At 72.2% G+C, this 25,060-nt stretch carries 27 protein-coding genes; 18 read left to right on the top strand and 9 right to left on the bottom strand.

The features are described from left to right. The first annotated feature begins 23 nt into the window (after positions 1-23). Entirely contained in the window at positions 24-986 is a 963-nt protein-coding gene (locus tag BLS56_RS04835) for a GNAT family N-acetyltransferase (protein ID WP_091448468.1), read from the top strand. A gap of 398 nt (positions 987-1,384) precedes the next feature. Here BLS56_RS04835 and BLS56_RS04830 read toward each other — a convergent pair whose 3' ends face one another. Beyond that, complete coding sequence (locus BLS56_RS04830) at positions 1,385-1,750, bottom strand: VOC family protein (protein WP_091448466.1); 366 nt, start codon at positions 1,748-1,750, stop codon at positions 1,385-1,387. Here BLS56_RS04830 and mtnA point away from each other — a divergent pair. Together mtnA and BLS56_RS04820 are read left to right on the top strand one after the other, a co-directional pair. Beyond that, the gene (mtnA, locus tag BLS56_RS04825; protein ID WP_091448808.1) at positions 1,749-2,786 is read left to right on the top strand and encodes an S-methyl-5-thioribose-1-phosphate isomerase; all 1,038 of its coding nucleotides are present in this window, start codon (positions 1,749-1,751) and stop codon (positions 2,784-2,786) included. The genes BLS56_RS04830 and mtnA overlap by 2 nt on opposite strands. 101 nt (positions 2,787-2,887) lie before the next feature. Further along, on the top strand, positions 2,888-4,636 hold the full coding sequence (locus BLS56_RS04820; protein WP_091448464.1) for a proline--tRNA ligase: 1,749 nt from the start codon (positions 2,888-2,890) through the stop codon (positions 4,634-4,636). A 48-nt stretch (positions 4,637-4,684) separates the two neighbouring features. Here the strand turns inward: BLS56_RS04820 and BLS56_RS04815 are convergent, their stop codons facing one another. The 3 genes from BLS56_RS04815 to BLS56_RS04805 all read right to left on the bottom strand — a co-directional run bounded on the left by BLS56_RS04815 (position 4,685) and on the right by BLS56_RS04805 (position 7,247). Then, the gene (locus BLS56_RS04815) at positions 4,685-5,650 is read right to left on the bottom strand and encodes a hypothetical protein (protein ID WP_139190515.1); all 966 of its coding nucleotides are present in this window, start codon (positions 5,648-5,650) and stop codon (positions 4,685-4,687) included. A 49-nt stretch (positions 5,651-5,699) separates the two neighbouring features. Beyond that, complete coding sequence (locus BLS56_RS04810) at positions 5,700-6,455, bottom strand: HAD family hydrolase (RefSeq protein WP_091448460.1); 756 nt, start codon at positions 6,453-6,455, stop codon at positions 5,700-5,702. A gap of 75 nt (positions 6,456-6,530) precedes the next feature. Then, the gene (locus BLS56_RS04805) at positions 6,531-7,247 is read right to left on the bottom strand and encodes a hypothetical protein (protein WP_139190514.1); all 717 of its coding nucleotides are present in this window, start codon (positions 7,245-7,247) and stop codon (positions 6,531-6,533) included. Positions 7,248-7,382: 135 nt separating this feature from the next. Between BLS56_RS04805 and BLS56_RS04800 the strand changes: the two genes are divergently transcribed. After that, a complete protein-coding gene (locus tag BLS56_RS04800; protein WP_091448807.1) occupies positions 7,383-8,393 on the top strand; it encodes a YhgE/Pip domain-containing protein in 1,011 nt (336 codons plus the stop codon). On the opposite strand, the gene BLS56_RS04795 is transcribed toward BLS56_RS04800, so the two are convergent. Next, entirely contained in the window at positions 8,383-8,793 is a 411-nt protein-coding gene (locus BLS56_RS04795) for a secondary thiamine-phosphate synthase enzyme YjbQ (protein ID WP_091448457.1), read from the bottom strand. The two genes, BLS56_RS04800 and BLS56_RS04795, sit on opposite strands and share 11 nt — an antisense overlap. Before the next feature lie 23 nt (positions 8,794-8,816). Between BLS56_RS04795 and BLS56_RS04790 the strand changes: the two genes are divergently transcribed. Together BLS56_RS04790 and BLS56_RS04785 are read left to right on the top strand one after the other, a co-directional pair. Then, positions 8,817-9,845 (top strand): aminotransferase class V-fold PLP-dependent enzyme, encoded by a 1,029-nt coding sequence (locus BLS56_RS04790; RefSeq protein WP_091448455.1) that lies wholly within the window; start codon positions 8,817-8,819, stop codon positions 9,843-9,845. 228 nt (positions 9,846-10,073) lie between these two features. Then, the gene (locus BLS56_RS04785; RefSeq protein ID WP_139190513.1) at positions 10,074-10,847 is read left to right on the top strand and encodes a hypothetical protein; all 774 of its coding nucleotides are present in this window, start codon (positions 10,074-10,076) and stop codon (positions 10,845-10,847) included. A 1-nt stretch (position 10,848) separates the two neighbouring features. Here BLS56_RS04785 and BLS56_RS04780 read toward each other — a convergent pair whose 3' ends face one another. Beyond that, positions 10,849-11,346: a ferritin-like domain-containing protein gene (locus BLS56_RS04780; protein WP_228771349.1), complete on the bottom strand. Its 498-nt coding sequence runs from the start codon at positions 11,344-11,346 to the stop codon at positions 10,849-10,851. A 70-nt stretch (positions 11,347-11,416) separates the two neighbouring features. Beyond that, a complete protein-coding gene (locus BLS56_RS04775) occupies positions 11,417-11,899 on the bottom strand; it encodes a hypothetical protein (RefSeq protein WP_228771348.1) in 483 nt (160 codons plus the stop codon). A gap of 166 nt (positions 11,900-12,065) precedes the next feature. Between BLS56_RS04775 and rimP the strand changes: the two genes are divergently transcribed. From rimP to rbfA, 6 genes are all read left to right on the top strand, one after another. Then, entirely contained in the window at positions 12,066-12,635 is a 570-nt protein-coding gene (gene rimP, locus BLS56_RS04770; RefSeq protein ID WP_091448451.1) for a ribosome maturation factor RimP, read from the top strand. Beyond that, positions 12,632-13,645, top strand: a complete 1,014-nt coding sequence (nusA, locus tag BLS56_RS04765; RefSeq protein ID WP_091448450.1) for a transcription termination factor NusA — start codon at positions 12,632-12,634, stop codon at positions 13,643-13,645. Before rimP ends, nusA begins: the two co-directional genes overlap by 4 nt. 21 nt (positions 13,646-13,666) lie before the next feature. Next, entirely contained in the window at positions 13,667-14,047 is a 381-nt protein-coding gene (locus BLS56_RS04760) for a YlxR family protein (protein ID WP_139190512.1), read from the top strand. A 61-nt stretch (positions 14,048-14,108) separates the two neighbouring features. Continuing rightward, positions 14,109-17,156: a translation initiation factor IF-2 gene (gene infB / locus BLS56_RS04755; protein ID WP_091448448.1), complete on the top strand. Its 3,048-nt coding sequence runs from the start codon at positions 14,109-14,111 to the stop codon at positions 17,154-17,156. Positions 17,157-17,232: 76 nt separating this feature from the next. Continuing rightward, entirely contained in the window at positions 17,233-17,529 is a 297-nt protein-coding gene (locus BLS56_RS04750) for a DUF503 domain-containing protein (protein ID WP_091448446.1), read from the top strand. Positions 17,530-17,571: 42 nt separating this feature from the next. Next, positions 17,572-18,021 (top strand): 30S ribosome-binding factor RbfA, encoded by a 450-nt coding sequence (rbfA, locus tag BLS56_RS04745; protein WP_091448445.1) that lies wholly within the window; start codon positions 17,572-17,574, stop codon positions 18,019-18,021. Between the two features lie 74 nt (positions 18,022-18,095). On the opposite strand, the gene BLS56_RS04740 is transcribed toward rbfA, so the two are convergent. Beyond that, the gene (locus tag BLS56_RS04740) at positions 18,096-18,533 is read right to left on the bottom strand and encodes an Hsp20/alpha crystallin family protein (RefSeq protein ID WP_091448443.1); all 438 of its coding nucleotides are present in this window, start codon (positions 18,531-18,533) and stop codon (positions 18,096-18,098) included. A 98-nt stretch (positions 18,534-18,631) separates the two neighbouring features. On the opposite strand from BLS56_RS04740, the gene BLS56_RS31260 reads away from it, so the two are divergent. After that, positions 18,632-19,270, top strand: a complete 639-nt coding sequence (locus tag BLS56_RS31260; RefSeq protein ID WP_091448441.1) for a hypothetical protein — start codon at positions 18,632-18,634, stop codon at positions 19,268-19,270. A 318-nt stretch (positions 19,271-19,588) separates the two neighbouring features. On the opposite strand, the gene BLS56_RS04730 is transcribed toward BLS56_RS31260, so the two are convergent. Then, entirely contained in the window at positions 19,589-20,017 is a 429-nt protein-coding gene (locus BLS56_RS04730; protein WP_091448439.1) for a DUF6098 family protein, read from the bottom strand. A 96-nt stretch (positions 20,018-20,113) separates the two neighbouring features. On the opposite strand from BLS56_RS04730, the gene BLS56_RS04725 reads away from it, so the two are divergent. The 5 genes from BLS56_RS04725 (at position 20,114) to BLS56_RS04705 (ending at position 25,041) form a co-directional block, all read left to right on the top strand. After that, on the top strand, positions 20,114-20,638 hold the full coding sequence (locus tag BLS56_RS04725) for a DUF2231 domain-containing protein (protein WP_091448438.1): 525 nt from the start codon (positions 20,114-20,116) through the stop codon (positions 20,636-20,638). Between the two features lie 44 nt (positions 20,639-20,682). Beyond that, on the top strand, positions 20,683-21,654 hold the full coding sequence (locus BLS56_RS04720; RefSeq protein ID WP_091448436.1) for a DHH family phosphoesterase: 972 nt from the start codon (positions 20,683-20,685) through the stop codon (positions 21,652-21,654). A 118-nt stretch (positions 21,655-21,772) separates the two neighbouring features. After that, a complete protein-coding gene (locus BLS56_RS04715) occupies positions 21,773-23,176 on the top strand; it encodes an ABC transporter substrate-binding protein (RefSeq protein ID WP_091448434.1) in 1,404 nt (467 codons plus the stop codon). Continuing rightward, entirely contained in the window at positions 23,176-24,111 is a 936-nt protein-coding gene (locus BLS56_RS04710) for a carbohydrate ABC transporter permease (protein WP_091448431.1), read from the top strand. The genes BLS56_RS04715 and BLS56_RS04710 overlap by 1 nt, the downstream gene beginning before the upstream one ends. A gap of 12 nt (positions 24,112-24,123) precedes the next feature. After that, positions 24,124-25,041, top strand: coding sequence for a carbohydrate ABC transporter permease (locus BLS56_RS04705; RefSeq protein ID WP_091448429.1), 918 nt, complete (start codon positions 24,124-24,126; stop codon positions 25,039-25,041). Positions 25,042-25,060: the final 19 nt, after the last annotated feature.

The following is a 25,060-nucleotide window of genomic DNA, read 5'->3' as shown; positions in this document are numbered from 1 at the left end:
TCGGGTGACTACCGTCGGGTGACGTGGATCTTCTGACTTGGCGCCCGCTGGCGGCGGGTGACGCGACGGCCTGGGTGGCGCTCAAGACGGCGGCCGACGCCGTCGACCGAACCGGCGACCACGCCGACGCCGCCGAGTTCGCCCGGTTCATCGAGAGCCCCGGCTTCGACCCGGCCACCGGCAGCCTGGCCGCGTTCGACGGCGACGAGATGGCTGCTTACGGGCTGTTGTGGATCTGGCCCGGCGCGGTGTCGGTGAACCGGGTGCGCTTCCTCGCAGGCGTGGCGCCCCGGTATCGCGGGCGCGGCCTCGGCCGCGAACTGGTGGCCCGGATGACCGACATCGCCCGTGCCCAGCACACCGCCCGGTACCCGGGCCTTTCCCTCGAATTGCAGTCGGTCGCGTACGAGGGCAACGCGGGCCACGCCGCCCTGTTGGACAAGGCCGGGTTCTCCGCCTCGCGCTGGTTCCACGACATGCGCGTCGACCTCACTGCGGCGCCCAGCCTGCCACCCTTGCCCGACGGCCTGGTCTACGAGCGCTATAGCCCCGAGTTCGACGAGCGGTGGCGGCGGCTGCGCGACCACAGCTTCGCCGACCACTGGGGCTCGGCCGACGTCGACGCGGCGTTCTGGCGGGCGCACTACACCGGGGCCGCCACCTTCAGTTCCGAGCACAGCGCCCACCTCCGCGACCCGGCGACCGGGGAACCGGCCGCGTTCGTCCTCGCCCACCGGTACCCGGCCGACCCCCGCGACCTGTGGATAGGCGACGTCGGCACCCACCGCGACTGGCGCGGCAAGGGCGCGGCGGCCGCCCTCCTGACCAGGGTCCTCCACGACGCCCGCGCGGCGGGCTTCGCCACCTCCGGCCTCGCCGTCGACGCCGACAACCCCACGGGCGCTTACCGGGTCTACGAACGCGTGGGCTACCGGATGGTCAAGAAGTGGACGGCTTACCTGCTTCCGGTCGAGGGAACCGGGTGACACCGGGACGCGCGACGACCAACCGGAACCCGCCAAGCCTGCGAACGGCCACCGGTTCGTGCCGTGCGTGGGGGAGCGGCCGTCCGGATGATCAGGCGGCCGTCCGCTGGCAGGGTGTGCGACACGGCGATCGGGAGTAGGTCAGAGGGCTAAGCCGCTGGCAGTCGGCCCGACGTCGCCCGGTCGGGACAGGGCGGCACCCGAGGCGCGTCCTCGACCGCCGGACAAGCCCCCGCAACCGTGCGGTTTCAGTGAAATTGTGGGTTAGCTGGTGGCTGGCTCCTGGTGGGTGGTTGGCAGGGTGTCAGTAAGTTGCCTGTGAGACAGGACAGGTGGGGGTGGGACCGCCGCGGGCGGCGGCGGTCCCGGGAGCCGCGTCCGGGGAAGCGGGTCGCGGCTCAGCCGTTGGACGAGCCCACGCAGAACTCGTTGCCCTCCGGGTCGGCGAGGACGGTCCAGGTCAGGCCGGGGATCGTCTGCACGTCGAGTTCGGCCGCGCCCAGGGCGACAAGGCGGGCGACCTCGGCGGGGCGGTCCTCGGTGTGGAAGTCCAGGTGGACCCGGTTCTTGCCTAATCGCTTCTCCGGCACGCGTTGCAAGCCCACATACAGGGAATCGCCGAAGGTCATGCCGGGCAGGCCGAGGAACAGGAACTCGCCCTCGTAGTCGGCGACCACCTCGTAGCCGAGCGCCTTGGTCCAGAACTCCGCGAGCGCCCGCGGATTCTCGCAGTCGATGGTCACACCGCCGATGCCGATCGTCATGGCGGCGACGCTAGCCCCGCCCACCGACAGTTTCGGCCAGGATGGGCGGGTGCGCACCATCGACTGGCGGGACGACCACGTCGTCATCATCGACCAGACCCGGCTCCCTGACGTCCTCGTCTCCCTGCACCTGCACACCGTCGACGATCTGGTCGACGCGATCCGGCGGCTGGCCGTGCGGGGCGCGCCAGCGCTCGGTGTGGCCGGGGCGCTGGGGGTCGCGCTGGCCGCGCTGTCCACATCGGACCCGGCCGAGGTCCGGGCGCTCGCCGCCCGGGTCAGGGCGGCGCGGCCGACGGCGGTCAACCTCGCCTGGGGGGTCGACCGGGTGCTGGCACTGCTCGACCACGGGGCCGCGGCCGTCGTCGCGGAGGCGGTGACCGTGCTCGAAGACGACGTCCGGCTCAACCGCGCCCTCGGCCACCGCGGCGCCGACTGGCTGCAGGCTCGCGTGCCCGGCCCGATCAACGCCCACACCCATTGCAACGCGGGGGCGCTCGCCTGCGTCGAGTGGGGGACCGCGCTCGGCGTTCTCCGCGCGCTGCATGAACGCGACGCCCTCGGGCACGTCTACGCCGACGAGACCCGGCCGCTGCTGCAAGGCGCGCGGATCACCGCGTGGGAGCTGGCCCGGCTCGGCGTCGCGCACACCCTGGTCGTGGATTCGGCAGGCCCGTCGGTGATCGCCAACGGGCTGGTGCACGCGGTCGTGGTCGGCGCAGACCGCATCGCGGCCAACGGCGACGTGGTCAACAAGATCGGCACCTATCCGCTGGCGCTGGCCGCGGCGCGCGCGGGCATCCCGTTCGTCGTGGCCGCGCCCGAGTCGACCGTCGACCTGGCCACCCCGTCCGGCGCGGCGATCCCGATCGAGATCCGCGCCGCCGACGAGGTCACCGGGTTCGGCGGCGCCCGCACCGCGCCGGAGGGGACGGGCGCGCTGAACTACGCCTTCGACGTGACCCCGGCCGACCTGGTCACCGCCATCGTCACCGAGGCCCGCGTGGTCGAACCCGCGGCGGGCGGCGCCATCTAACCCGGATGCGCAGGCGCGACGCCGGTCACTACCCTCTACGGGCACGTGGTTCGCAACCACAGACTCTGGTCTAGAACCAGCCATCCGCGAGGAGCTACACCGTGATCACCAGGATGTCGTCGCTGTTCCTGCGCACCCTGCGCGAGGACCCGGCGGACGCCGAGGTGCCCAGCCACAAGCTGCTGGTGCGCGCCGGGTACGTCCGCCGAGTCGCTCCGGGCGGCTACACCTGGCTCCCGCTCGGCCTGCGCGTGCTGCGCAAGATCGAGCAGGTCGTCCGCGAGGAGATGGACGCGATGGGCGGGCAGGAGATCCAGTTCCCCGCCCTGCTGCCCCGCGAGCCCTACGAGGCGACGAACCGGTGGACCGAGTACGGCCCCAACCTGTTCCGCCTCAAGGACCGCAAGGGCGCCGACTACCTGCTCGGCCCCACCCACGAGGAGCTGTTCACCCTGACGGTGAAGGGCGAGTACACCTCGTACAAGGACTACCCGGTCGTGCTCTACCAGGTCCAGACCAAGTACCGCGACGAGGCGCGCCCGCGCGCGGGCATCCTGCGCGGCCGCGAGTTCCTGATGAAGGACTCGTACTCGTTCGACCTCGACGACGAGGGCCTGTCCGAGAGCTACCGCAAGCACCGCGAGACCTACATCCGGATCTTCGACCGGCTCGGCCTCAAGTACGTGATCGTGGCCGCCACCTCGGGCGCGATGGGCGGCTCGGCGTCGGAGGAGTTCCTGGCCGAGGCGGCCACGGGCGAGGACACGTTCGTGCGCAGCACCGGGTCGGACTACGCGGCCAACGTGGAGGCCGTGGTCACCCCCGCGCCGCCCGCGCGGGCACTGGAGGGCCTGCCCGAGGCGCAGGTGCACCACACCCCGGACACGCCCACCATCGCCACCCTGGTCGACTTCCTCAACCGGGCGGGCCTGGGCCGGGAGTTCACCGCGGCCGACACGCTCAAGAACGTGCTGCTCAAGATCCGCCAGCCGGGTGCGACGGAGTGGGAGCTGCTGGCCGTCGGCCTGCCCGGCGACCGCGAGGTCGACATGAAGCGGCTGGAGGCGTCGCTGGAGCCCGCCGAGGTCGCGATCCTGGACGAGGCCGACTTCGCGAAGAACCCGTTCCTGGTCAAGGGGTACATCGGCCCGCGCGCGCTGCTCGACAACGGCGTGCGCTACCTGGTCGACCCGCGGGTGGTCACCGGCACCGCCTGGGTCACCGGGGCGGACAAGGTCGACCACCACGTGGTGGACCTCGTCGCGGGCCGCGACTTCACCCCGGACGGCACGATCGAGGCCGCCGAGGTGCGCGCGGGCGACCCCGCGCCGGACGGCCAGGGCACCCTGGTCGCCGCGCGCGGCATCGAGATCGGGCACATCTTCCAGCTCGGCCGCAAGTACGCCGACGCGTTCGCCCTCGACGCCCTTGGCCCGGACTCGAAGCCGGTCCGGATCACCATGGGCTCCTACGGCATCGGCGTGTCCCGCCTGGCCGCGGTCATCGTGGAGCAGAGCCACGACGAGCTGGGCATCGTCTGGCCGCGCGCGGTCGCGCCCGCCGACATCCACCTGGTCGTGGCGGGCAAGGACGACGCGCTGCGCGCGGGCGGCGAGAAGCTGGCCGCCGAGTTCGACGCTGCTGGCCTGTCGGTGCTGTTGGACGACCGCACTGCGTCCCCCGGCGTGAAGTTCAAGGACGCCGAGCTGATCGGCGTCCCGACCATCGTCGTGGTCGGGCGGGGCTTGGCCAACGGCCTGGTCGAGGTCAAGGACCGCGCGACCGGCGAGCGCGCCGAGATCGCCGTGGACGAGGTCGTGGCGCACGTGGTGGGACTCGTCCGCGGCTGAAGCGGACCGGCGGTGGTCGCGCTCGTGAGCGCGACCACCGCGAGTCGGTCAGTCCTTGTGCGGCCGGATGCTCGACACGACCTGCGCGGCGATGTCGGCGGGCAGCGCGTCCGGCGTGCCCTGGTCCATGTACATCATGAACAGCACCGTGTTCGCGCCGTTCTTGAACGCGACAGTGGTGAACAGGACTGTCGGGGACGAACACTCGCCGGGCTGGTTGACCGTCAGCGTCGCCGTCGCGGACACCGCGTCGATCTTGCCATGGTCGACCTTGGCCGGGACCGGATCGGTGACCGTGACCGGGGCCTTCGAGCCGTCCGCGTTGAGCGCGGCGGCGTCGGCGAACAGCTTCGCGCCGTTGCGCGCGGCCCGTTCCGGCTCCGCGGTGCCCGCGCTGACGAACCCGACGTGGCCGCGGTAGGACCCCTTCACATCGGCGCACGCCTCGGGCTTGTAGGTCGACACGCCGTGCATGACCGCGGTCGGCTTGCCCTCGTTGTCGTCGAACCCGACGATGACGCTCGGCTTCTCGACTTCCCAGTCCTTGGGGACGTCGTAGGCGACGCCTTCCTTAGGGGACAGAACGCCCTGCCAGCCGGAGATCACCGGGTCGACCTTGATTTGGCTGACATCGGTCGGGGTGGTCGACGTCGTGGGCCTCGGGCTGCTCGTGACCGGCTTGCGCGTCGCCGTGGGGCGGTCCGCGGTCGTCTTCTCGGCCGAGCTGGACGGAGCCGCGACCGGCGCGGGGTCGTCGCTGTCGCGGTTCACCAGCAGCAGGGTGGTGACCGCGCCGATCGCCACCACGACGACCACGACCAGCGTGACGATCAGTGGCGTCCGGTTCGGCTTGGGCGGTTCGGGCTGCCGCTGCGGGTACATGCCGAAACCCTGGTAACCGCCGCCCTGGAAGCCGGTCTGCTGCGGCTGTTGGGACACCGGCTGTCCGGTGAGCGGGTCCACTTGGTACTGCGGGTGCTGCTCCTGCCAGTACGGACCACCGGGAGTGCTCATCGGACCACCTCACCAGTTCGGCGACCCAATGATTCGCTCGCAAGCTCGCTCATGCCCCAGACGGTAGTTGGTCCTGTTTGACCTTGTCGCTCGAACCCGCGCAGCCCAGGATCGCGTCGAGCGCCGCGGCGGTGTCGGACAGGTCGGGCAGCACCACCCGGGCGCCGGACGCGGCCAGTTCCGCCATCGAGTGCCTGCCGGTGGCGACGCCGACGCCGACGGCGCCGAGGTGTCGGGCGGCGGCGATGTCGTGCGGGGTGTCGCCGACGACCACGACCGACTCGGGCGGGAACCGGGTTCGGTATTTGCGCTCGGCCGCCTGCGTCGCGGCGGCCACCAGCTCGTGCCGGTCGATGGAGAGCGAGCCGTAGCCGCCGATCTCCAGGTCGAGGTGCCGGTCGAGGCCGAACGGGGCGAGTTTGCAGTCAGCGACCTCCGGCAGGTTGCCGGTGACCAGCGACTGCACCACGGCCGGGCGGGTGGCGACGGCGGCCAGGATCTCCGCCGCGCCGGGCAGCGCGCGGCCGAGGGTGGGCAGGTCCGGTCTGGCCGCGGTGGCGACCGCGACGAGTTCGGCGAAGATCCGCTCGACGTGGTCCTCGGTCCACTCGACCCCGTGCGCCTCCAGCATCTCCACCGCGATCGACCGCTCCGTGCGGCCCGGGAACACCGGCAGGTGGGCCAGTTCGATGCCCAGCACCCGCGACAGCGCCCGGCCGTACCAGGCGCGGCCGGTGCCGCTGTAGTCGACGAGGGTCAGGTCGATGTCCCAGAGCAGGAGGGTGGTCGGAGCCGTGTGGGTCATCCGGCCATGGTGGCACGGGACGCCGACACGCAGGCTCGGCTCTCACCCGGCTGGCCGCCCGCTATCCGGTCGGTCTTAACGGCGCAAACGGACGCTGTCGGTCACCGCGCGCAACTGCTCCACCGCGACGGTCGGGGCGGCGGAGTCCGCGCCCGGCTCGACGTCCGCGCCGAGCACGACGACAGCGGCGCCCGCCTCGGTCGCCAGCGCCACCACGGTGATCTCGCCCTTCGTGCTGGCGCACCGGTCGGCGACGTCGTCGGCGGTCGCCTCGGCCTCGGCGCGCACCAGGGCGCCGCGCGCGCCGTCGCGCACCAGCGGCGTGGCCCGCGACAGGGTGACCCGGGCGGTCTGGCTGCCGTCGCTGTACTGGTCGGCGGCGATGGCAGCGGCGAGTTCGGCGGCGGCCTCGGCCGGGTCGACCGCGCCGGGGACGACGCCGCTGCCGCTGAACGCGCGGCCGTACTCCGCGCCCTGGCACAGGTAGACGCCGAAGTCGGCGAGGTGGCCCAACTCGACGCCGCTGGAGGACTCCAGCGACTCGGTGTCCGGGGCGAGCGACCAGTCGGGCGGCACCTCGTAGCGCAGTCCGGCCGCTGGGTCGTCGATGACCTGCCAGCCCGGGTTGCGCGGCGGCCGCGGGGACGCCGCGCGGGTGCTGGTCGGCGCGACGGCGGTCGCGGTCGCCTCGCCCGACTCGTCGCCGCCGGACCCGAGCAGCAGGAACCCGGCGATCACGGTCGCGGCGAGCACGAGCGCGGCCGCGGTGACGGCAGCCCGCTGGTTTCGCACAGTGAGCACGGTAATGCAGTCGTCGTGACATCCCGGTGACCCTGCGTGGGATCAATTCACCAAGCGTTGACCCGACGGTCGGACCAGCTTACGCTGGCCGACCTAATTCAACACATGATGAACAAGGAGTTCGACATGTCCACGCACAGTCCCGGCCGCCCAGCCGCCCTGGTGGTGGCGTTATCGGTCGCGGGCGCGGTGGTCGCGGCCGTCCTCGGCCTGCTGACCTTCGGCGTCCAGGCCAGCGCCCGCCCCGACGCCGTCCCGCTCGCGGTCTCCGCCCCCGACGCGCTGCGGCCCGCGGCTGAGCGGATCGCGAGGCACGGCGGCGACGCGGTGGCCTGGCGGGTCGAGAGCCCTGACTCGGCGCGGCGGGCGCTGGCCGACAAGGACGTCTACGGAATCCTCGAACTCGCCCCGACGCCGGGCGGGCCGGGCGCGACCGTCGTGCTGTCCGGCGCGGTCAACCCCCAGGGCGCGCAGGTCGCCCAGCCGATCCTGACCGCCGCCGCGCAGGCCGTCGGCGGCGAGGTCCGCACGGTCACGCTGCACCCGGCGAGCCCCGCGGGCCGCGTCGCCCCGCTCGCCGCGACGGTCCTGCTCTGGGTCGGCGGCCTGGTCGCCGGTATAGGCCTGCTGTTGCTCGGCAAGCGGATCGATGGGGCGCCGCGGCCCGCCCACCGAATCGGGCTGGTCGCGGGGGTCAGCGTCGCGGGCGTCGCCGCGGTGGCGGGCCTGCTCGCCCTCTGGGACGCGGACCTGCCGCTGACCGTGCCGGTCCTTGGGTACCTGCTGCTCGTGGCGGTCGCCTTCAGCGCCCTGCAGGGCGCGCTGCTGCGCCTGCTCGGCGTGCGCGCGATGGCGGTCCTCGGGCCGCTCTACCTCATCGCCCCAGCCGTCGCGGGCCAGATCCCGGAGATGCTCGACCCGGCCTACCGGGCGCTGCTCTGGTCGTGGACCCCGTTCCGCTTCGCGACCGAAGGCCTGCGCAGCCTCATCCAAGGCGCCGGTTCCGCCCCGGACGTCGCCCTCGGGCTGGTCGTCCTCGGCGCGCTCGCGGTCGCGGGTCTCGCGGTCCTGCTCGTCCCGCCGCGCCCGGAGACCGCGCGGCCGGTTCGCGAGCCGGAGTCGGCGGTCAGCCGGTGAGGTAGCTCAAGCGGACCTTGCGCACCGGGTTGTCGACGTTCGTGTCGACCAGGCAGATCGACTGCCAGGTGCCCAGGGCCATGCTCCCGCCCAGCACCGGGACGCTCGCGTACGGCGGGACCAGCGCCGGGAGCACGTGGTCGCGGCCGTGCCCGGGAGTCCCGTGCCGGTGCCGCCAGCGGAAGTCGGGCGGGAGCAGGTGCGCCAGGGCGGCCAGCAGGTCGTCGTCGCTGCCCGCGCCGGTCTCGATGATCGCGATGCCCGCCGTCGCGTGCGGCACCCAGAGGTGGAGCAGGCCGTCCACGGCCCCGGCGTCGGACAGGAACCGCTGGCAGCGGTCGGTCAGGTCGTGGACGACCTCGCGGTCGCCGGTGCGGATTTCGATCTCCACGCTGTGCACGGCTCCCACCGTAAGGTCGGGGCGTGCGCACCGCCTTCGGAGAGCAGTTCGACGTGCCGCCCGGCTACCTCAACACCGCGAGCATCGGCATCCCGCCCGCGCGGGTGGCCGACGCCGTCGCCGAGTCCGTCGCCCGGTGGCGCTCCGGCGCGGACAGCGCGCCGGGATTCGACGAGTCCGTCGCGGTGTCCCGGGCGGCGTGGGCGGGTCTGGTCGGCGTCGACCCCGGGCGGGTCGCCATCGGCGCGAGCGTGTCGCAGCAGGTGGGCATGGTCGCGGCGGGCGTGCCGGACGGCACCCGGGTGGTGGTCGCGCGCGGCGAGTTCACCAGCGCCACGTTCCCGTTCGCCGCGCAGGCCGGTCGTGGCGTGACCGTCACCGAGGTCGACCACGCCGACCTGGCTGAGCGCGCCGGGGAGTTCGACTTGGCCGTGGTCAGCATCGTGCAGTCGGCCGGTGGTGCGATCGCCGACCTGGCCGCGCTGCGCGCGTGCGGGGCCCGGGTCCTGCTCGACGCCACCCAGGCCGTCGGCTGGCTGCCGCTGGACCTCGGGTGGGCGGACTGGGTCGTCGGCGCTGGCTACAAGTGGCTGCTGTCCCCGCGCGGCGCGGCCTGGCTCGCGATCCGCCCGGACGCCGCCGAGTGGACCCACCCCGTCGCCGCCAACTGGTACGCGGGCGAAGACCCGTGGGACACCGTCTACGACCTCCCGCTGCGCCTCGCCGCGGACGCGCGCGCCTACGACCTGGCCCCGGTCTGGCTCGCGCACGTGGGCGCGGCGGCCGCCCTGCCCTGGCTGGCGAGCCTCGACCGCGCGGCCGTCCACCGGCACTGCGTCGGCTTGGCCGACGACCTGCTCGCCCGCCTGGACCTGCCGCCGCGAGGGTCGGCCATCGTGTCCCTGGACCTGCCCGGCGCAGCCGACCGCCTCGCGGCCGCGGGCATCCGCTGCGCGGTTCGCGCGGGCCGCGCCCGGCTCGCCTGCCACATCTACAACACCGAGGAAGACGTGGCGGATGCGGTCCGCGCCATCACGAGGGATCGCCGCTGATTCGCGGGGCGGAGTCATCCACCGGCGCGCCGCGTTCTCTTCCCCGCACTGACCTGCGGCGATAGTCTGGTTCAGGGATGGTCCCCCAGGGCGGGTGGGTTTTGTGGTGGGGGCTTTGGGGCGGCGGAGAATGGGCTTTTCGGGGGCGGTCGCGGTTGCTGAGAGGCACCGGCCAAGATCACAGGGCGACGGACCCGAACGGGTGGTCCGGGGTTTATCGTAGCCGGCATGTCGTCCCCACATCATCCAGTGCAGCCGCCGCGACCAGGGCGCGAGAGCGATGCGGATGAAACGACCTGGATTCCGCGGGTCACCGGTGGGCCGCCGAGGCCGGACCCGCTCCCGTTCACCAGCGGCGACGAGCAGCCGACGGCATTGGAACGGCGTCCCGGGCTGGTCTGGGCGCTGCGGATCGCCGGTCTGGTCGCGGTCGGGGTGGTCGCCGGGCTGGTGTGGAACCACATCCAGGACGACGGCGGCGACGTTTCCTCGCCCAGCCAGCCCACGGGCCCGAACACGAGCGCGTCCTCCGGCCGGTACCAGTTCACCCCGCACGAGGGCCTGCCCGGCCCGCGCACGGACACCGACTGCGTCGCGCACTCGTACAACCAGGTGCAGGCGTTCTTCCAGCAGACGCCCTGCGCGTCGCTGACCAGGGGGCTTTACCAGACGACCGTGGAGAACAAAGACATCCTGGTGTCCGTGGCCAGGGTCGAAATGCGCTCCGCGGCGGACGCGCAGGCGCTCCGCGACCTCTCCGAGCGGTCGAACACCGGCAATGTCAACGATGTGGTCCGCGGCAAACTCGTCGCTGTCCCCGGACTGGCTTCGCTGAGTGCCAATGATGGCTATTTCGTGAAAAGTGAGGGAACAGCGGTCGTCATCGTGGAGGGCGATTTCACCACGAACAGCAAGGCGTACAAGGGCGACCCGAACGCGGAAAAGCTGCTGGACGACGTGTGCGCGGACGCCATCAGACTCAGCGACGCCTTCACCCGCTGAGTCAGGCCTGCCCCGGCATCGCCGGTGTCGCCGGATGCACACCAGCCGCTTTCCGCCACCGAGTCGCCCGTACCGCCGACTCGGTAAGCGCGTCCGCCGCGTTCTTGCGGACGTCCGCGTCGTCCGTGCGCTCCAGAACCGCCCGCCAGGCGACCGTGCCGTCCTGCTCCGCGCTCACCAGCAGCGCCAGCGCCGAGGCCTGGTCGGTCACCGGCTGCGGCGGCAGATACGCGGGCTCGGCAGGCTCGGGGATCGCGCCCGCGGCGCCAAGCAGCCGCGCCGTGGCGTCCCGGCGCGCCCGGTGCGCCGTCGCGCCCTCACCGATCGGCTTGTCGAACGACGCGGGCAGGAACGCGCTGACCAGCCCGTAGGCCCACACCGCCGCGTGCTCGGCGCCGAGCGCCTGCTGCACCGCGGCCAAGGTGTCCTGCGGCAGCGGCGGGCGCGAAGCGGCCACGCTGGCTGGCTGCGCCTGCTCGGTCGGCTCCTGGACGTTCACTGGACCACCTCACTCGTTCGGTGGCCCCGCACGCCCGCGCACTGTGCCATTGATTCGCTCGCACGCTCGCTCATGACAGCACCTCCCGCAGGCTCGCGCAGGCCGCGGCTACCGAGCCGACCATGCCTGCCCGGTAGCGGGGCACGGTCGCCACCACGGCCGCGGCCTGCTGCTCCGCTGCCGCCAGGCCCTCGGTCAGCGCCTTCTTCGCCGCGGCGGCGTCCGCGGGCGGGGTGGGCGGCGGGGTCGTCGTCGCGCTGGGCGCCGCGCTGCTCGTGGGCGGACGCTCCCGGTCCACCTCCCGCTGCAGCACCTCGGCGTGCTCGCCGCGCGCCGTGGCGACCTCGGTGGCCTCGGCGGCCAGCGCGGGCGTCGCGGCGGCGACCGCCGTGGCCATCGCCGCGTCGGCGCGGGCGCGGGCGGCCAGTTCGACCAGCGGGTCCGGCTGCGGCGGGCCGTCGGGTCCCGTGGTGCAGGCGACCAGCGGCGCGGCGACCGCGACGGCCGCGGCGGCGCGGAACAGCGCGCGTCGGGTCAGCGGGGGTGTGCTCACGGTGCGTCATCCTGCCAGGCCGCGCGAACGGAGCACGGCAGCCCGCGGATGATCGCCTGCGGCGGCCTGGCGCCGAGCAGCGAGATACGCTAGGTGACCGCGGTCGGCGTGGGTACCGCCGACCGGCAGACAATCGCACCATCGACCAGAACAGGGAGCGGCCAAGGTGGCCAACCAGGGACATCGCGACTCCGCGAGGAATCCAGCGCCCGGCGACCCCGTCGCCGCGGCGCTGGAGCCGATCGTGGCCGGGGCGATCGCGGAGACCGGGTTCGAGCTCGAGCAGCTCGACGTCGCCCAGGCCGGGCGCAGGCGGCTGGTGAAGGTCGTGGTCGACGGCGACGACGGGGTGGGCCTGGACGAGGTCGCTGTGGTCAGCCGGGCGGTGTCCGCGGTGCTCGACGAGCACGACGCCGTCCTCGGCGGGCCCTATACCCTTGAGGTCACCTCCCCGGGCGTGGACCGCCCGCTGACCCGCCCCCGCCACTGGCGGCGCGCGCGGCTGCGGCTGGTCAAAGTTCGCCCGATCGAGGGAACCGAGTTCACCGGGCGCGTCGGCTCGGCCGACGCGGAACCCGAGGGCGAGGTCGAGCTGCTCGTCGACGGCGCGCTGCGCCGGGTGCGCTACGCCGACGTCGCGCGGGCCGTGGTCGAAGTGGAGTTCAAGCAGCCGCCGGCGGCGGACATGGCGATGCTCGAAGGTCGTGCATCCGGTGACGAGGAGGACGCGCGATGAACGTTGACATCGCCGCGCTGCGGGCGATCGAGCGCGACAAGGACATTCCGTTCGAGACGGTCATCGAGGCGATCGAGACCGCTCTCCTGACCGCCTACAAGCACACCGAGGGGCACCAGCCGCACGCGCGCATCGACATCGACCGGCGCACCGGCCTGGTCCGGGTCCTGGCCTTCACCACCGGCCCGGACGGCCAGGTCGAGGACGAGTGGGACGACACCCCAGAGGGCTTCGGCCGGATCGCGGCGACCACCGCGCGCCAGGTCATCCTGCAGCGCCTGCGCGACGCAGAGCACGAGCGCACCTTCGGCGAGTTCTCCGCCAAGGAGGGCGAGATCGTCGCCGGTGTCGTGCAGCGCGACACCCGGGCGAACTCGCGCGGCATGGTCGTGGTGCAGGTCGGCGACACCGAGGGCGTGCTGCCCGCGGTGGAGCAGGTGCCCGGCGAGAGCTACGAGCACGGCACCCGGATCAAGTGCTACGTCGTCGGCGTCGCCCGGGGAACACGTGGGCCCCAGATCACGTTGTCCCGTACGCACCCCAATCTCGTGCGCAGGCTGTTCGCGCTCGAGGTCCCGGAGATCAACGACGGCACCGTCGAGATCCCGGCGGTGGCCCGCGAGGCGGGGCACCGCTCGAAGATCGCGGTCCGCACGACCGTCCCCGGGGTCAACGCCAAGGGCGCCTGCATCGGCCCGATGGGGGCCCGGGTGCGCAACGTGATGAGTGAGCTCGCCGGGGAGAAGATCGACATCATCGACTGGTCCGACGACCCGGCGACGTTCGTCGGCAACGCGCTCTCGCCAGCCAAGGTCGTCTCGGTCACCGTGGTGGACGAGCGCGCCAAGACCGCCCGGGTGGTGGTGCCCGACTTCCAGCTCTCGCTGGCGATCGGCAAGGAGGGGCAGAACGCGCGGCTGGCCGCGCGACTGACCGGTTGGCGCATCGATATCCGCAGCGACGCGGCGGCCGGAGCGCAGGCCGCGCCGGTATCCGGTTCTGTTGACTGAGCCTGACAAGATAGACTTCCGATGGTTCATCGCCAGATCGCGGTTCCCGCTCGCCCTCGTGGCTCCGGCCCCGTGCGGACGTGCGTGGGATGCCGTGCCCGGGCGGCGGACACGGAATTGCTGCGAGTGGTGTTCGCGGACGGGGACGCGGTCCCCGATCCGCGGCGTCGGATGCCGGGCCGGGGCGCGTGGGTGCACCCCGACGCCGGGTGTCTGGCCAAGGCCGAGAAGCGGCGGGCGTTCCCCAGGGCCCTGCGGGTCCAGGGGGCGGTCGGCGTGGAGGGTCTGCGAGCGGAGATCGAACGGCTCGCAGGCAATGTTGGGGCGGGGAAATCCCGCTCCGAGGAAGACACAGGAAGCAGGTCGACCCGTCATGAGTCAGCCGTGAAGCTGAAGACATGAACGCGCGACGATAGGACGAGGTCGACGGGACTGCCGCCGGCCTCATCAGACGAGGAGAGCAGTGGCAGGCAAGGCCCGTGTGCACGAGCTGGCAAAGGAGCTCGGAGTCACTAGCAAGGATGTACTCGCCAAGTTGAAGGACATGGGCGAGTTCGTGAAATCTGCGTCCTCCACCGTGGAGGCGCCGGTAGCCCGCAGGTTGCGGGATGCCTATCCGGGCAAGGGTGAGTCGCGGTCCAACGGCCCGCGGCCAGGCCCGAAGCCCGCTCCGCGCCCGCCGATGCCGCGACCGGAGCAGTCCGCTCCGGCCGCCCCGGCAGGCGGTGGCGCCCCGGCGCCCGCGCCCAGCGCGCCGACGCCGACGCCGACCAGCGTGCCCAAGCCCGGTTTCCTGCCCGGCCCCAAGCCGGGTCCGAAGCCCGCTCCGCGCCCAGAGCCGGTGCGCGAGCAGCCAGCGGCGGCGGCCCCCGCCCCCGCTCCTGCTCCCGCGCCGCGGCAGGAGCAGCCCAAGCCCGCGACCCCGGCGCCGCCCGCGCCGAAGCCCGCGCCCAAGCAGGAACGGCCAGCGGCGGCGCAGCAGGGCGGCTCGGTCGTCCCGCCGAGGACGCAGTCCCCGAAGCCCGGTCCGCGCGCGCCGCGGCCAGGCAACAACCCGTTCGGCGTCGGCGGCGGCGCGCCCGCTCCGCGTCCCGGCGGCGGGCCCCGGCCCGGTGGCCAGGGCGGTCCGGCGGGCGGCGGAGCCCCCGGCGGCGACCGTCCGGCCCGGCCCGGCGAGGGCCGTCCCGCTGGCGCGCCCCGCGGTGACCGCGCTCCCGGCGGGCCGCGTCCCGCCGGCGGCCCGAACCCGGGCAACATGCCGCCTCGGCCCAACCCGGGCATGATGCCGCCCCGTCCGGCCCGTCCGGCCGGTGGCGGTCGCGGTGGCCCCGGTGGCGGCCCCGGCGGTCCGCGTGGCGGCCCCGGCGGCGCGCCGCGCGGTGGTCCCGGCGGCGGCGGTGGCGGCGGCTTCCGTCCCGGCGGCGGTGGCGCTGGTGGTGGCGGCGGCTTCCGCGGCGGCCCCGGCGGTGGCGGCGCGGGCGGTGGCGGTGGCTTCCGTCCCGGTGGCGGCGGTGGCGGTGCTCCGGCAGGCGGCGGCGGTTTCCGTGGCGGCGGTGGCCGTCCCGGTGGCGGCGGCGGCCGCGGTGGCGCCGCGGGCGCGTTCGGCCGTCCCGGCGGCCCGTCCCGGCGTGGCCGCAAGTCGAAGCGGCAGAAGCGCCAGGAGTACATGGACAACATGCAGGCGCCCAGCGTCGGCGGCGTCCGCCTGCCCAAGGGCAACGGCGAGACGATCCGGCTGGCCCGGGGCGCCTCGCTGACCGACTTCGCCGACAAGATCAACGCCAACCCGGCCTCGCTGGTGCAGGTGCTGTTCCACCTCGGCGAGATGGTCACGGCCACCCAGTCGGTCACCGACGAGGTGCTGGAGCTGCTCGGCTCGGAGATGAACTACCAGGTCCAGGTGGTCAGCCCCGAGGAAGAGGACCGCGAGCTGCTGGACTCCTTCAAGATCAGCTACGGCGAGGACGCCGGTGACGAGACCGACCTGCAGGCCCGCCCGCCGGTCGTGACCGTGATGGGTCACGTCGACCACGGTAAGACCCGCCTCCTCGACACCATCCGCAAGACGACGGTGCACGAGGGCGAAGCGGGCGGCATCACCCAGCACATCGGCGCCTACCAGGTGGCCAGTGAGCTGGAGGGTGTCGAGCGCCTGATCACCTTCATCGACACCCCCGGTCACGAGGCGTTCACCGCCATGCGTGCCCGCGGCGCGCAGGCCACCGACATCGCGGTGATCGTGGTCGCCGCCGACGACGGCGTCATGCCGCAGACGGTGGAGGCGATCAACCACGCCCAGGCGGCGAACGTGCCGATCGTGGTCGCGGTCAACAAGATCGACAAGGAAGGCGCCAACCCGCAGAAGATCCGCCAGCAGCTCACCGAGTACGGGCTGGTCGCCGAGGAGTACGGCGGCGACACGATGTTCGTCGACATCTCCGCCAAGCAGGGCGTCAACATCGACGGGCTGCTCGAGGCGATCCTGCTGACCGCGGACGCGGCGCTGGACCTTCGGGCCAACCCGGACATGGAGGCCCAGGGCGTTGCCATCGAGGCGCACCTCGACCGCGGTCGCGGTCCGGTCGCCACGGTGCTGGTGCAGCGCGGCACGCTGCGCGTCGGCGACTCGATCGTCGCTGGCGACGCCTACGGCCGCGTGCGCCGGATGGTGGACGAGTTCAACGAGGACATCACCGAGGCGACCCCGTCGCGGCCGGTGCAGGTCATCGGGTTCACCTCGGTGCCCGGCGCAGGCGACACGTTCCTCGTGGTCGAGGAGGACCGCACCGCCCGGCAGATCGCCGAGCGCCGGTCCGCCAGGACCCGGGCCGCGCAGAACGCGCAGAAGCGCAAGCGCATCAGCCTGGAGGACTTGGACGCGGCGCTCAAGGAGACCAGCCAGCTCAACCTGATCATCAAGGGCGACAACTCCGGTACCGTCGAGGCACTGGAGGACGCGCTCACGAAGATCGACGTCGGCGACGAGGTCGAGCTGCGGGTCATCCACCGCGGCGTCGGCGGCATCACCGAGGGCGACATCAACCTGGCGATCGCGGACAACATCATCGTGATCGGCTTCAACGTCCGCGCGGAGGGCAAGGCCACCGAGCTGGCCAACCGCGAGGGCATCGATGTCCGCTACTACTCGGTGATCTACCAGGCCATCGACGAGATCGAGGCGGCCCTCAAGGGCATGCTCAAGCCGATCTACGAGGAGGTGGAGCTCGGCCGCGCCGAGGTCCGCGAGGTGTTCCGCTCCTCCAAGGTCGGCACGATCGCGGGTTGCATGGTGATGTCCGGGGAGATCCGCCGCAACACCAAGGCCCGACTGATCCGCGACAGCGTCGTGGTCCAGGAGGGTCTGCCGATCAGCTCGCTGCGCCGGTTCAAGGACGACGCCACCGAGGTCCGCGAGGGCTTCGAGTGCGGTCTTACCCTGGGCTCGTACAACGACCTGCGGGTCGGCGACCTGATCGAGACCTACGAGATGCGCGAGAAGCCGCGCGGCTAGTAGCACAGACCCGGGGGCGCGGTGCCGTCCGCGCCGCGCCCCCGGGGCCCTACTCACCCCATTTCGGTGATGCCTGGTGTACGTCGGTGCCCTGGAACTCGACGTCCTGCTCGGGGACGTCCACTCGCTCAAGCAGAAGCGCTCCGCGGTGCGGCCCGTCGTGGCCGAGTTGCGCAGGCGGTTCGAGGTGTCGGTCGCCGAAGCGGGCCACCTCGACCTGCACCGCAGGGCGCTGATCGGCGTGGCCGCGGTCGCAGCCGACGCAGCCCACGTCCGCGACGTGCTCGACGCCTGCGAGCGGCTGGTGGCCGGACGCCCGGAGTTGGAACTGCTGTCGGCCCACCGCAGGCTGCTGGGACCGGACGACGACTGATCGAACGACGGCTGACCCGAACGACCAGAAAGAAGGAGCGTCGTGGCCGACGCACCCCGCGCTCGCAAACTGGCGAAGCGCATTTCCCAGATCGTGGCCTCCGCGCTGGAGCACGAGGTCAAGGACCCGCGGCTGGCGCGGGTGACCATCACCGACGCCAAGGTCACCGCTGACCTGCACGAAGCCACCGTGTACTACACCGTTCTCGGGGACAGCCTGGACGCCGAGCCCGACCACGCGGGCGCGGCGGCGGCCCTCGAACGCGCCACCGGGGTGCTGCGCACCCTGGTCGGGCAGGGGACCGGTGTCCGCTTCACCCCGACCCTGACGTTCGTGGCCGACACGGTGCCCGACGACGCCCGCCGGATCGACGACCTGCTGGCCAGGGCGCGCGCCGCGGACGCGGAGGTGGCCGCCCTGGCTTCCGGAGCCGTCCACGCTGGCGAGCCCGACCCGTATCGCGCCCCCCGCGAGGACGACGACGAAGACTGACCCGGTGACCAGTGGCGGCCTCCTCACCGCGGTGAGGAGGCCGCCACTGTCGTTGTCCGCTCGGGTCGTCGTGCTCAGGCGTTGATCTGGCGCTGCTCGCGGCCGCCCTCGATGGCGATCTTGCGGGGCTTGGCCTGCTCGGCGACCGGGATGCGCAGGGTGAGCACGCCCTGCTCGTAGTTCGCCTTGATGTTCTCGGTGTCCAGGCTCTCGCCCAGGAAGAGTTGGCGGCTGAACACACCCAGCGGGCGCTCCGCGACCTGAAGCTCCACGTTCTCCCCGCGGTCGACCGGGCGCCGTTCCGCCTTGACGGTCAGCACGTTGCGCTCGACGTCGAGGTCGATCGCGTCGGGGTCCACACCGGGCAGGTCGAAGGAGACGACGAACTCGTCGCCCGCGCGGTAGGCGTCCATCGGCATGGCCGACGGGCGTGACCACGTTCCCTGAGTGTGGCCGAACACCTGCTGGGCCAGCCGGTCGAACTCCCGGAACGGATCGGTGCGCATCAACATCGGTTCACCTCCTGTGGTCGACATGTTGTGTCAACGCGCACTTCAGTTCTAGCATGTCGTCCAAACGATGACAAGTGTGAAGTCACCGAAAGGACGACATGGCTGGGAACGAACGGGGAGCCGCGCGGTCCCGCCTCCGCGGCCACGCGCCAGGATCGGCCGAGGACGCCGTCGGCGACCTGGCCCGGGTGCACGCCGTCACCAGCGGCGGCGACACCGACACCGCCGAGGTCCTGGCCGCGCTGAGCCTGCTCCGCCACATCCGCGAGGACCTGGCCGAGTGGGAGCCACGCCTGATCGCCGCCGCCCGCGCCGCGGGCGCCAGTTGGGCGCAACTCGCCCCAGCCCTGGGCGTGGCCAGCCGACAAGCGGCGGAACGCCGCTACCTGCGCCTGCGCCCCGATGGGGACGGCACCACCACCGGCGAACAACGCGTACGGGCGGAGCGTGAACGCCGGGCCGGAGACCGCGCCGTGGTCCGCTGGGCCCGGGACAACTCCCTGCACCTGCGCCAACTCGCCGCCGCCGTCAGCGCCCTCGACGGCCTGGCCGCGGAGGCAGGCGGCCCGGTCCGCCAGGTCGCCCAAGCCCTGGGCCAAGACGACACCGCCGCCCTCCTGGCCCCCCTGGCCGACGCGGGCCCCCACCTGGCAGGCACCCACCCCGACCTGGCAGCCAAGATCACTGCCGTCACCGCCCACACCAACCGTGTCCGCCGCAACCCCCCACCCCGCTGATCCGGGACCTCATCCCCAGTGACCCGGAACTCAGCTCCGCTGTCCTTGTGGCTCCAGCTCTGCCGCCCTCCGCGCCCCCGCCCGGCCACATTGTCCGGTGGCTCACCGGACAACGCCCTGCTGTTGCCGTCCTCGCGCGCGACGACAAACCCCACCCTCTCCGGGGGGCCGCCCCGCTCCAGTCTATCGGCTATTGGCGCTGGTGGCGGGGGCTTGTGAAACCTGTGGATGGATTGGGCGCTTGTGGATGGCCGCCACCGCCTCACGGGCTTTGCCGGGGACAATCTCGTGGGCTTTGCCTGGATAATGGAGTGCCCGCTAATGCAGGGCGCGGCCGGAGTCGAAGCGGGTGTGGTAGCGCTCCAGGGCCTCGGTGACGAGGCCTCGGCCTACCCAGGCCAGGGGTTGCACGTCGACCAGCAGGGGTTCGTTGTCCGGGCCGAAGTCGGCGACGTCGCCGGTGAGGACCCAGGGGCGGGCGCCTTCGTGGACTTCGCGCAGGTACTGGCAGATTCGGCGGGCGAGCCAGTCTTCTTCCGGCAGGGTCCACCAGTGGGGGACGGCCAGGGGGTTGGCGGAGTGGCCGGGCATGGTCAGGCCGCTTTCGTGGTCGACGCTGGGGTGGGCCAGGTCGGCGATGGGGCCGGGGGAGTAGCGCAGGTAGAGCGGGACGGTGAGCCGGGTCAGCTCCATGAGTTCGGCGAGGGTGCCGAGGGTGGGCAGGTCGGCGGGGTCTTTGTCGGGCATCGGTCTCCTTCCCGCTTGGGTTTCCCGCGTACCCCGAGTGGTCGGGTCTTATGCGGACCGGCGATTGGTGGTGCGGCGAGTGGGTAACCGGCCGGGGTGATCACCAAAAGACTGCTGCGCGCCGCCGAGTCCGTCAGCGCTGTCGACGGGCCCGTGGGGAAGGTCGCCGAGACGGTGGGGAAAGCCGTCGCGGGGACGGCGGTCGACCGGGTTCTGCGCGGCTCCTGGCTGGGGCATCCGGTCCACCCGCTGCTCATCACCGCGCCGATCGGGGCGTGGACGTGCGCCGCCGCGGCCGACTTCGTGTTCGACGACCCGGTCACGGCGCGGCGGCTGACCGGGGTGGGGCTGGCCATGGTGCCCGCCGCGGTGGCCACCGGGCTGGTCGAACTGTCCACGCTTACCGAGACCCGGTCACGGCGGGTGGGAGCGCTGCACGCCGCGACTAACGCCGTCTCGTCGGTGTGCTTCCTGGCCTCTTACGCCAAGAGGCGGCGTGGCGCGCACTCCGCGGGTGTGGCTTGGAGTCTGCTCGGCCTGCTTGCCATGAGCGCGGCAGGCGCGTTGGGCGGGCACCTGTCCTACGCGCTGGGCGCGGGTGTGGGTCGGGAGGTCGACTGAAGGATCGACTGGACGCCGCGCCACATCTGGGTGACGCTGGGTCGGTGGGCACCGATCTGGCCGCAGCGGCCGACCTCTTGCGTTCCGCCACCGATGTCACCCTGCTCGCCCACGTGAACCCGGACGCGGACGCGTTGGGCAGCGCCGTGGCCCTCGGGCTCGCCCTGCGTGCCCGGGGGGCGACGGCGCGGGTCTCGTTCGGGTCGCCCGCCGAGGTGCCGAGGCCGTTGCGCGGTCTGGACCCGGCGGGGCTGATCGTGCCCGCCGCCGAGGTGCCCGCCGCGCCGCCGCTGCTCGTCGCGCTGGACTGCGGCGGCCTGAACCGGCTCGGCGCGCTCGCCGACCGGGTGTCAGCCACGATCGCCGCGGGCGGGCGGGTGCTGGTGGTCGACCACCACGTGGGCACCCCCCGGTTCGGCACCCATCACGTGATCGATGAAACGGCGCTCGCCACCGCCGTCCTGGTGCTCGACCTCATCGACGCGCTGCCCGTGCCGCTCGACCCCGCGATCGCCAAGTGCCTCTACGCGGGCCTGGTCACCGACACGGGCTCGTTCCGGCGCGCCACCCCCGAGACACACCGGATCGCGGCGCGGCTGTTGTCCGCGGGTGTCGACCCGACCGCCCTCACCCGCGAGTTGATGGACACCAACCCGTTCGCCTGGCTGCGCATGGTGGCCGCCGCGCTCGCCCGCGCCGAACTGGTGCCCGACGCCGCGGGCGGCCTCGGCCTGGTCCAGACCGTGGTCTACGCCGCCGACCTGGAAGGCCTGAGCCCGCAGGACGCCGACGCCGTGGTCGATCTGCTCCGCACGACCGCGGAGGCCGAGGTCGCCGTGGTCGCCAAGGAGACCGCCCCCGGCCACTGGTCGGTCTCGCTGCGCGCGGTGGGCGCGGTCGACGTCCGCGCCGCCGCGATGCGCCTGGGCGGGGGCGGCCACCGGCTCGCGGCCGGATTCACCGCCGTCGGGTCGGCCGAGGACGTGCTGGTCTCGATCAAGAACGCGCTCCGCTGACCGAGGCGAATACGCGACGCGGATTCGCTTTCGTCCCATCGCGCGTCCAAGCCAGGTGGTATAAACCAATCGTCAGTGGCCCAAGTCGCGTCCTCGGCAACCCGATCAGGTGGTGACCATGCGATCGACCAGGTGTGCAGCCCTCGCGCTGGCGGTGACGTCCGCGCTCGGCCTCGCGGCGTGCGGGAGCGGCAAAGGCGATGGCGGTGGCGAGGCCGCGCTGGCCCTGCCGGGAGTGGCGGAGTACCTGGCCGCGCCCTGTCCCGAGGTGGGCACGAAGCCCGCCACCGACAAGGAGTTCACCTACTGGTCGATGTGGACCGCGGACGAGCCCCAGGGCAAGGTCCTCGCCAAGGCGATCAAGTGCTTCACCGAGAAGACCGGGGTCAAGGTCGACGTGCAGTGGCTCGGCCGCAAGCTGCTCACCCAGAACGTGGCGCCCGCGCTGAACACCGACACCGTGCCCGACCTGTTCGACCAGGACATCAGCCAGGTCAAGGCGGCCGTGGTCGCCCCGGGCGGCACCCAGCCGGTCGAGGACGTGCTCGACTACAAGATCGGCGAGGGCGACAAGCGGGTCCGCGACGTCATCGCGCCGTCGTCCTACGACATCCCGCAGAACAAGGGCGCGGACGGCAAGATCTTCGAGATCCCGTACGAGCTGCTGGGCAACGCCTGGTGGTACAACAAAGACCTGATCAAGGATCTCCAGCCGCCGCGGACGATGGACGACCTGTTCGCCCTGTTCGACAAGGCGAAGGCCGATGGCATGGCCGCGGTGAGCCAGGACGGCGACATCAACTTCTACAACGCCTACTTCTTCACCCAGCTCGCCGCCCGCTACGTCGGCGCGGGCGGGCTGGAGAAAGCCGCGCAGGACAAGACCGGGCAGGCATGGAAGGCCGACCCGGGGCCGCTCAAGGCTGCGGAACTGGTGGAGCGGCTGGCCAAGGGCGGCTACTTCATCGACGGCTGGGACGCGGCCAAGTTCCCGCAGATCCAGCAGCGCTGGGCCGACGGCGACGCCGCGTTCCTGTTCGTCGGGAGCTGGGGCCCCAGCGAGACCCGGGAATACCTGAGCAAGCAGGGCGGGACCAAGGGCGTCGCCTACGGCTCGTTCCAGTTCCCGCAGCCCGAGGGCGCCACTCACCGCGTCGTCGAGCAGCTTCCGATCGGGTTCGCGGTGACCGCGAAGGCCAAGCACCCCGAGGCCGCCAAGGCGTTCATCGCCTACATGCTCAACAAGGACATCCTTTCCGGCATCCCGGCCGTGGCCGACAACCTGACCCCGCGCGCCGACCTCGCGGTGCCCGACTCGCTCAAGGACGTGAAGGCGGCGCTGGAGTCCGACGCCGAGCACGCGATCTTCATGGACGGCCTCGACGCGCTCGCCGCGGGCAAGTGGGTCGACAACGTGTTCTACCCACTGAACAACGACCTGCTCAAGGGCAAGATCACCGCAGGCCAGTTCATCGATGGGTTGGCAGCCAAGCAGGCGGAGTTCTGGAAGACCACGGCCTGATGCCCGGTTCGACCGACGTGGGCGGGCGGGCGTCCGGCGCGCACCTGGTCCGCAAGAAGCGGTTGTTCTTCCCGTTTTTCCTGCCCGCCGTGACGTTGTACGTGGTGTTCCTCGTCGTGCCGACCCTGGCGACCGTGGCGCTGGGGTTCACCTCGTGGGCGGGCGCGGGCGACACCCCGGAGTTCACGGGGTTCGCCAACTACGTCGAACTGCTGTCCTCGGACGCGTTCCGGTACTCGTTCCTCAACACCCTGCTCTACATCGTGGCGGGCGGCGTCGGCACGTTCCTGCTGGCGTTCCTGTTCACCATGGTGCTGCGCGACATGCGCGGCGGGAAGCTCATCCGCGCGATCCTGTTCTTCCCCAACATCGTGGCCCCGGTGGCGCTGGGGATGTTCTTCAGCATCGTGCTGATCTACCGGCCGAACCGGCAGGGCCTGGCCAACCACCTGCTGGAATCGGTCGGCCTCGACGCGGTGAAGTTCCTCCAGGCCGAGAACGTCACCTGGGTCGTCACCGGGTGCCTGATCTGGGCCAGTTCCGGCTTCTACATCACGATCCTGATGGCCGCGGTCGACCGCATCCCGCCGTATCTCTACGAAGACGCCGACATCGCGGGCGCGACGCCGTGGCAGAAGTTCCGGCACGTCACGCTTCCGCTGACCTGGGACGTGATCGGCGTCGCGGGCGTGCTGTGGACGATCGGCGCGGTCAAGATCTTCGAGTTGGTGTTCGTGCTCGCCGGGCCGGGCACCTACTCGCCGCCGATCCGGGCCTGGACGCTGGGTGTCTACGTCTTCGACCGGTCCTTCGGCACCCAGGGGACGCCGGAGTACGGCATGGCCTGCGCGGCGGCGGTTGTGATGATCCTGCTGGTGTCCGTCCTCGTCGTGCTGCTGCGCAGGCTGATGCGCCGCGACACCATCCAGTTCTAGGAGGGACCCGAAATGTCTACTGTGGACTCTCGGGTGTCGGTCGCGCCCCGCAAGCCGCCCCGCAAACCCAAGCCCGCGCCGGGTTCCCGCGGCCTGAGCCCGTTGCGGGTGCTGGGCATGGCGTTCGTCTGGCTGTTCACCGCGGTCAACCTCCTGGTGCTCTACTGGCTGGTGTCGGCGGCGTTCAAGACGCCCATCGAGATCTTCACCAAGCCGTTCGCCCTGCCCGCGCACTGGTTCGAGCGCGGCGACCCGTTCCGCAACTTCGCCTACGCCTGGGACAACGCCGGGTTCGGCCGCGCGTTCCTGGTCACCGTGGTCCTGGTCGCGGTGTCCTCGGTGGTCATCGTGCTGGTGTCCGCGCCTGCCGCGTACGCGCTGACCCGGCTGGGAGCGCGCGGCGCGGACGGCATGACGAACTTCGTCGCGATCGGCATGGGCGTGCCGTTCCAGACGGTCGTGATCCCGCTGTTCATCGGGATGGCCGAGGTGAACCTGACCAACGACCTGTTCGGCATGTTCCTGGTCTACGTGGCACTTTCGCTTCCGTTCACGGTGTTCCTGCTGACCGGCTTCTTCAAGTCGCTGCCCGACGAGTTGGAGGAGGCCGCCGCGCTCGACGGCGCGTCCCCGCTGCGCACCTTCCGCACGATCATGCTGCCGCTCGCCCGCGGCGGACTGGTCACCGCGCTGATCCTCAACGCGATCGGGCTGTGGAACGAGACCCTGCTCGCCATCGTGTTCCTCAACGAGAACGCCAACTTCACCCTCGCCCGCGCGCTGTTCGCCTTCAACAGCGCCGCGAGCTACCAGTCGGAGTACGGCGGGCTGATCGCGGGCGTCGCGATCGTGGTGCTGCCGATGCTCGTGCTCTACCTCCTGCTCGCGCGCCGGATCATCACCGGCCTGACCCTCGGCGCGGGCAAGTGAGCGTCCGGAAGGGATAGTC

It is taken from the genome of Actinokineospora iranica (assembly GCF_900101685.1).
Taxonomy (GTDB): domain Bacteria; phylum Actinomycetota; class Actinomycetes; order Mycobacteriales; family Pseudonocardiaceae; genus Actinokineospora; species Actinokineospora iranica.
This window is presented reverse-complemented; position numbering and strand designations above follow the sequence as displayed.

Bases quoted from the DNA above. Each gene is read 5' to 3' on its own strand.
- mtnA (WP_091448808.1), top strand. From the start codon at position 1,749: ATGGCGGCGACGCTAGCCCCGCCCACCGACAGTTTCGGCCAGGATGGG.
- BLS56_RS04830 (WP_091448466.1), bottom strand. From the start codon at position 1,750: ATGACGATCGGCATCGGCGGTGTGACCATCGACTGCGAGAATCCGCGG.
- BLS56_RS04815 (WP_139190515.1), bottom strand. From the start codon at position 5,650: ATGAGCACTCCCGGTGGTCCGTACTGGCAGGAGCAGCACCCGCAGTAC.
- BLS56_RS04810 (WP_091448460.1), bottom strand. From the start codon at position 6,455: ATGACCCACACGGCTCCGACCACCCTCCTGCTCTGGGACATCGACCTG.
- BLS56_RS04800 (WP_091448807.1), top strand. From the start codon at position 7,383: ATGTCCACGCACAGTCCCGGCCGCCCAGCCGCCCTGGTGGTGGCGTTA.
- BLS56_RS04785 (WP_139190513.1), top strand. From the start codon at position 10,074: ATGTCGTCCCCACATCATCCAGTGCAGCCGCCGCGACCAGGGCGCGAG.
- nusA (WP_091448450.1), top strand. From the start codon at position 12,632: ATGAACGTTGACATCGCCGCGCTGCGGGCGATCGAGCGCGACAAGGAC.
- BLS56_RS04760 (WP_139190512.1), top strand. From the start codon at position 13,667: ATGGTTCATCGCCAGATCGCGGTTCCCGCTCGCCCTCGTGGCTCCGGC.
- BLS56_RS04740 (WP_091448443.1), bottom strand. From the start codon at position 18,533: ATGTTGATGCGCACCGATCCGTTCCGGGAGTTCGACCGGCTGGCCCAG.
- BLS56_RS31260 (WP_091448441.1), top strand. From the start codon at position 18,632: ATGGCTGGGAACGAACGGGGAGCCGCGCGGTCCCGCCTCCGCGGCCAC.
- BLS56_RS04730 (WP_091448439.1), bottom strand. From the start codon at position 20,017: ATGCCCGACAAAGACCCCGCCGACCTGCCCACCCTCGGCACCCTCGCC.
- BLS56_RS04715 (WP_091448434.1), top strand. From the start codon at position 21,773: ATGCGATCGACCAGGTGTGCAGCCCTCGCGCTGGCGGTGACGTCCGCG.
- BLS56_RS04710 (WP_091448431.1), top strand. From the start codon at position 23,176: ATGCCCGGTTCGACCGACGTGGGCGGGCGGGCGTCCGGCGCGCACCTG.
- BLS56_RS04705 (WP_091448429.1), top strand. From the start codon at position 24,124: ATGTCTACTGTGGACTCTCGGGTGTCGGTCGCGCCCCGCAAGCCGCCC.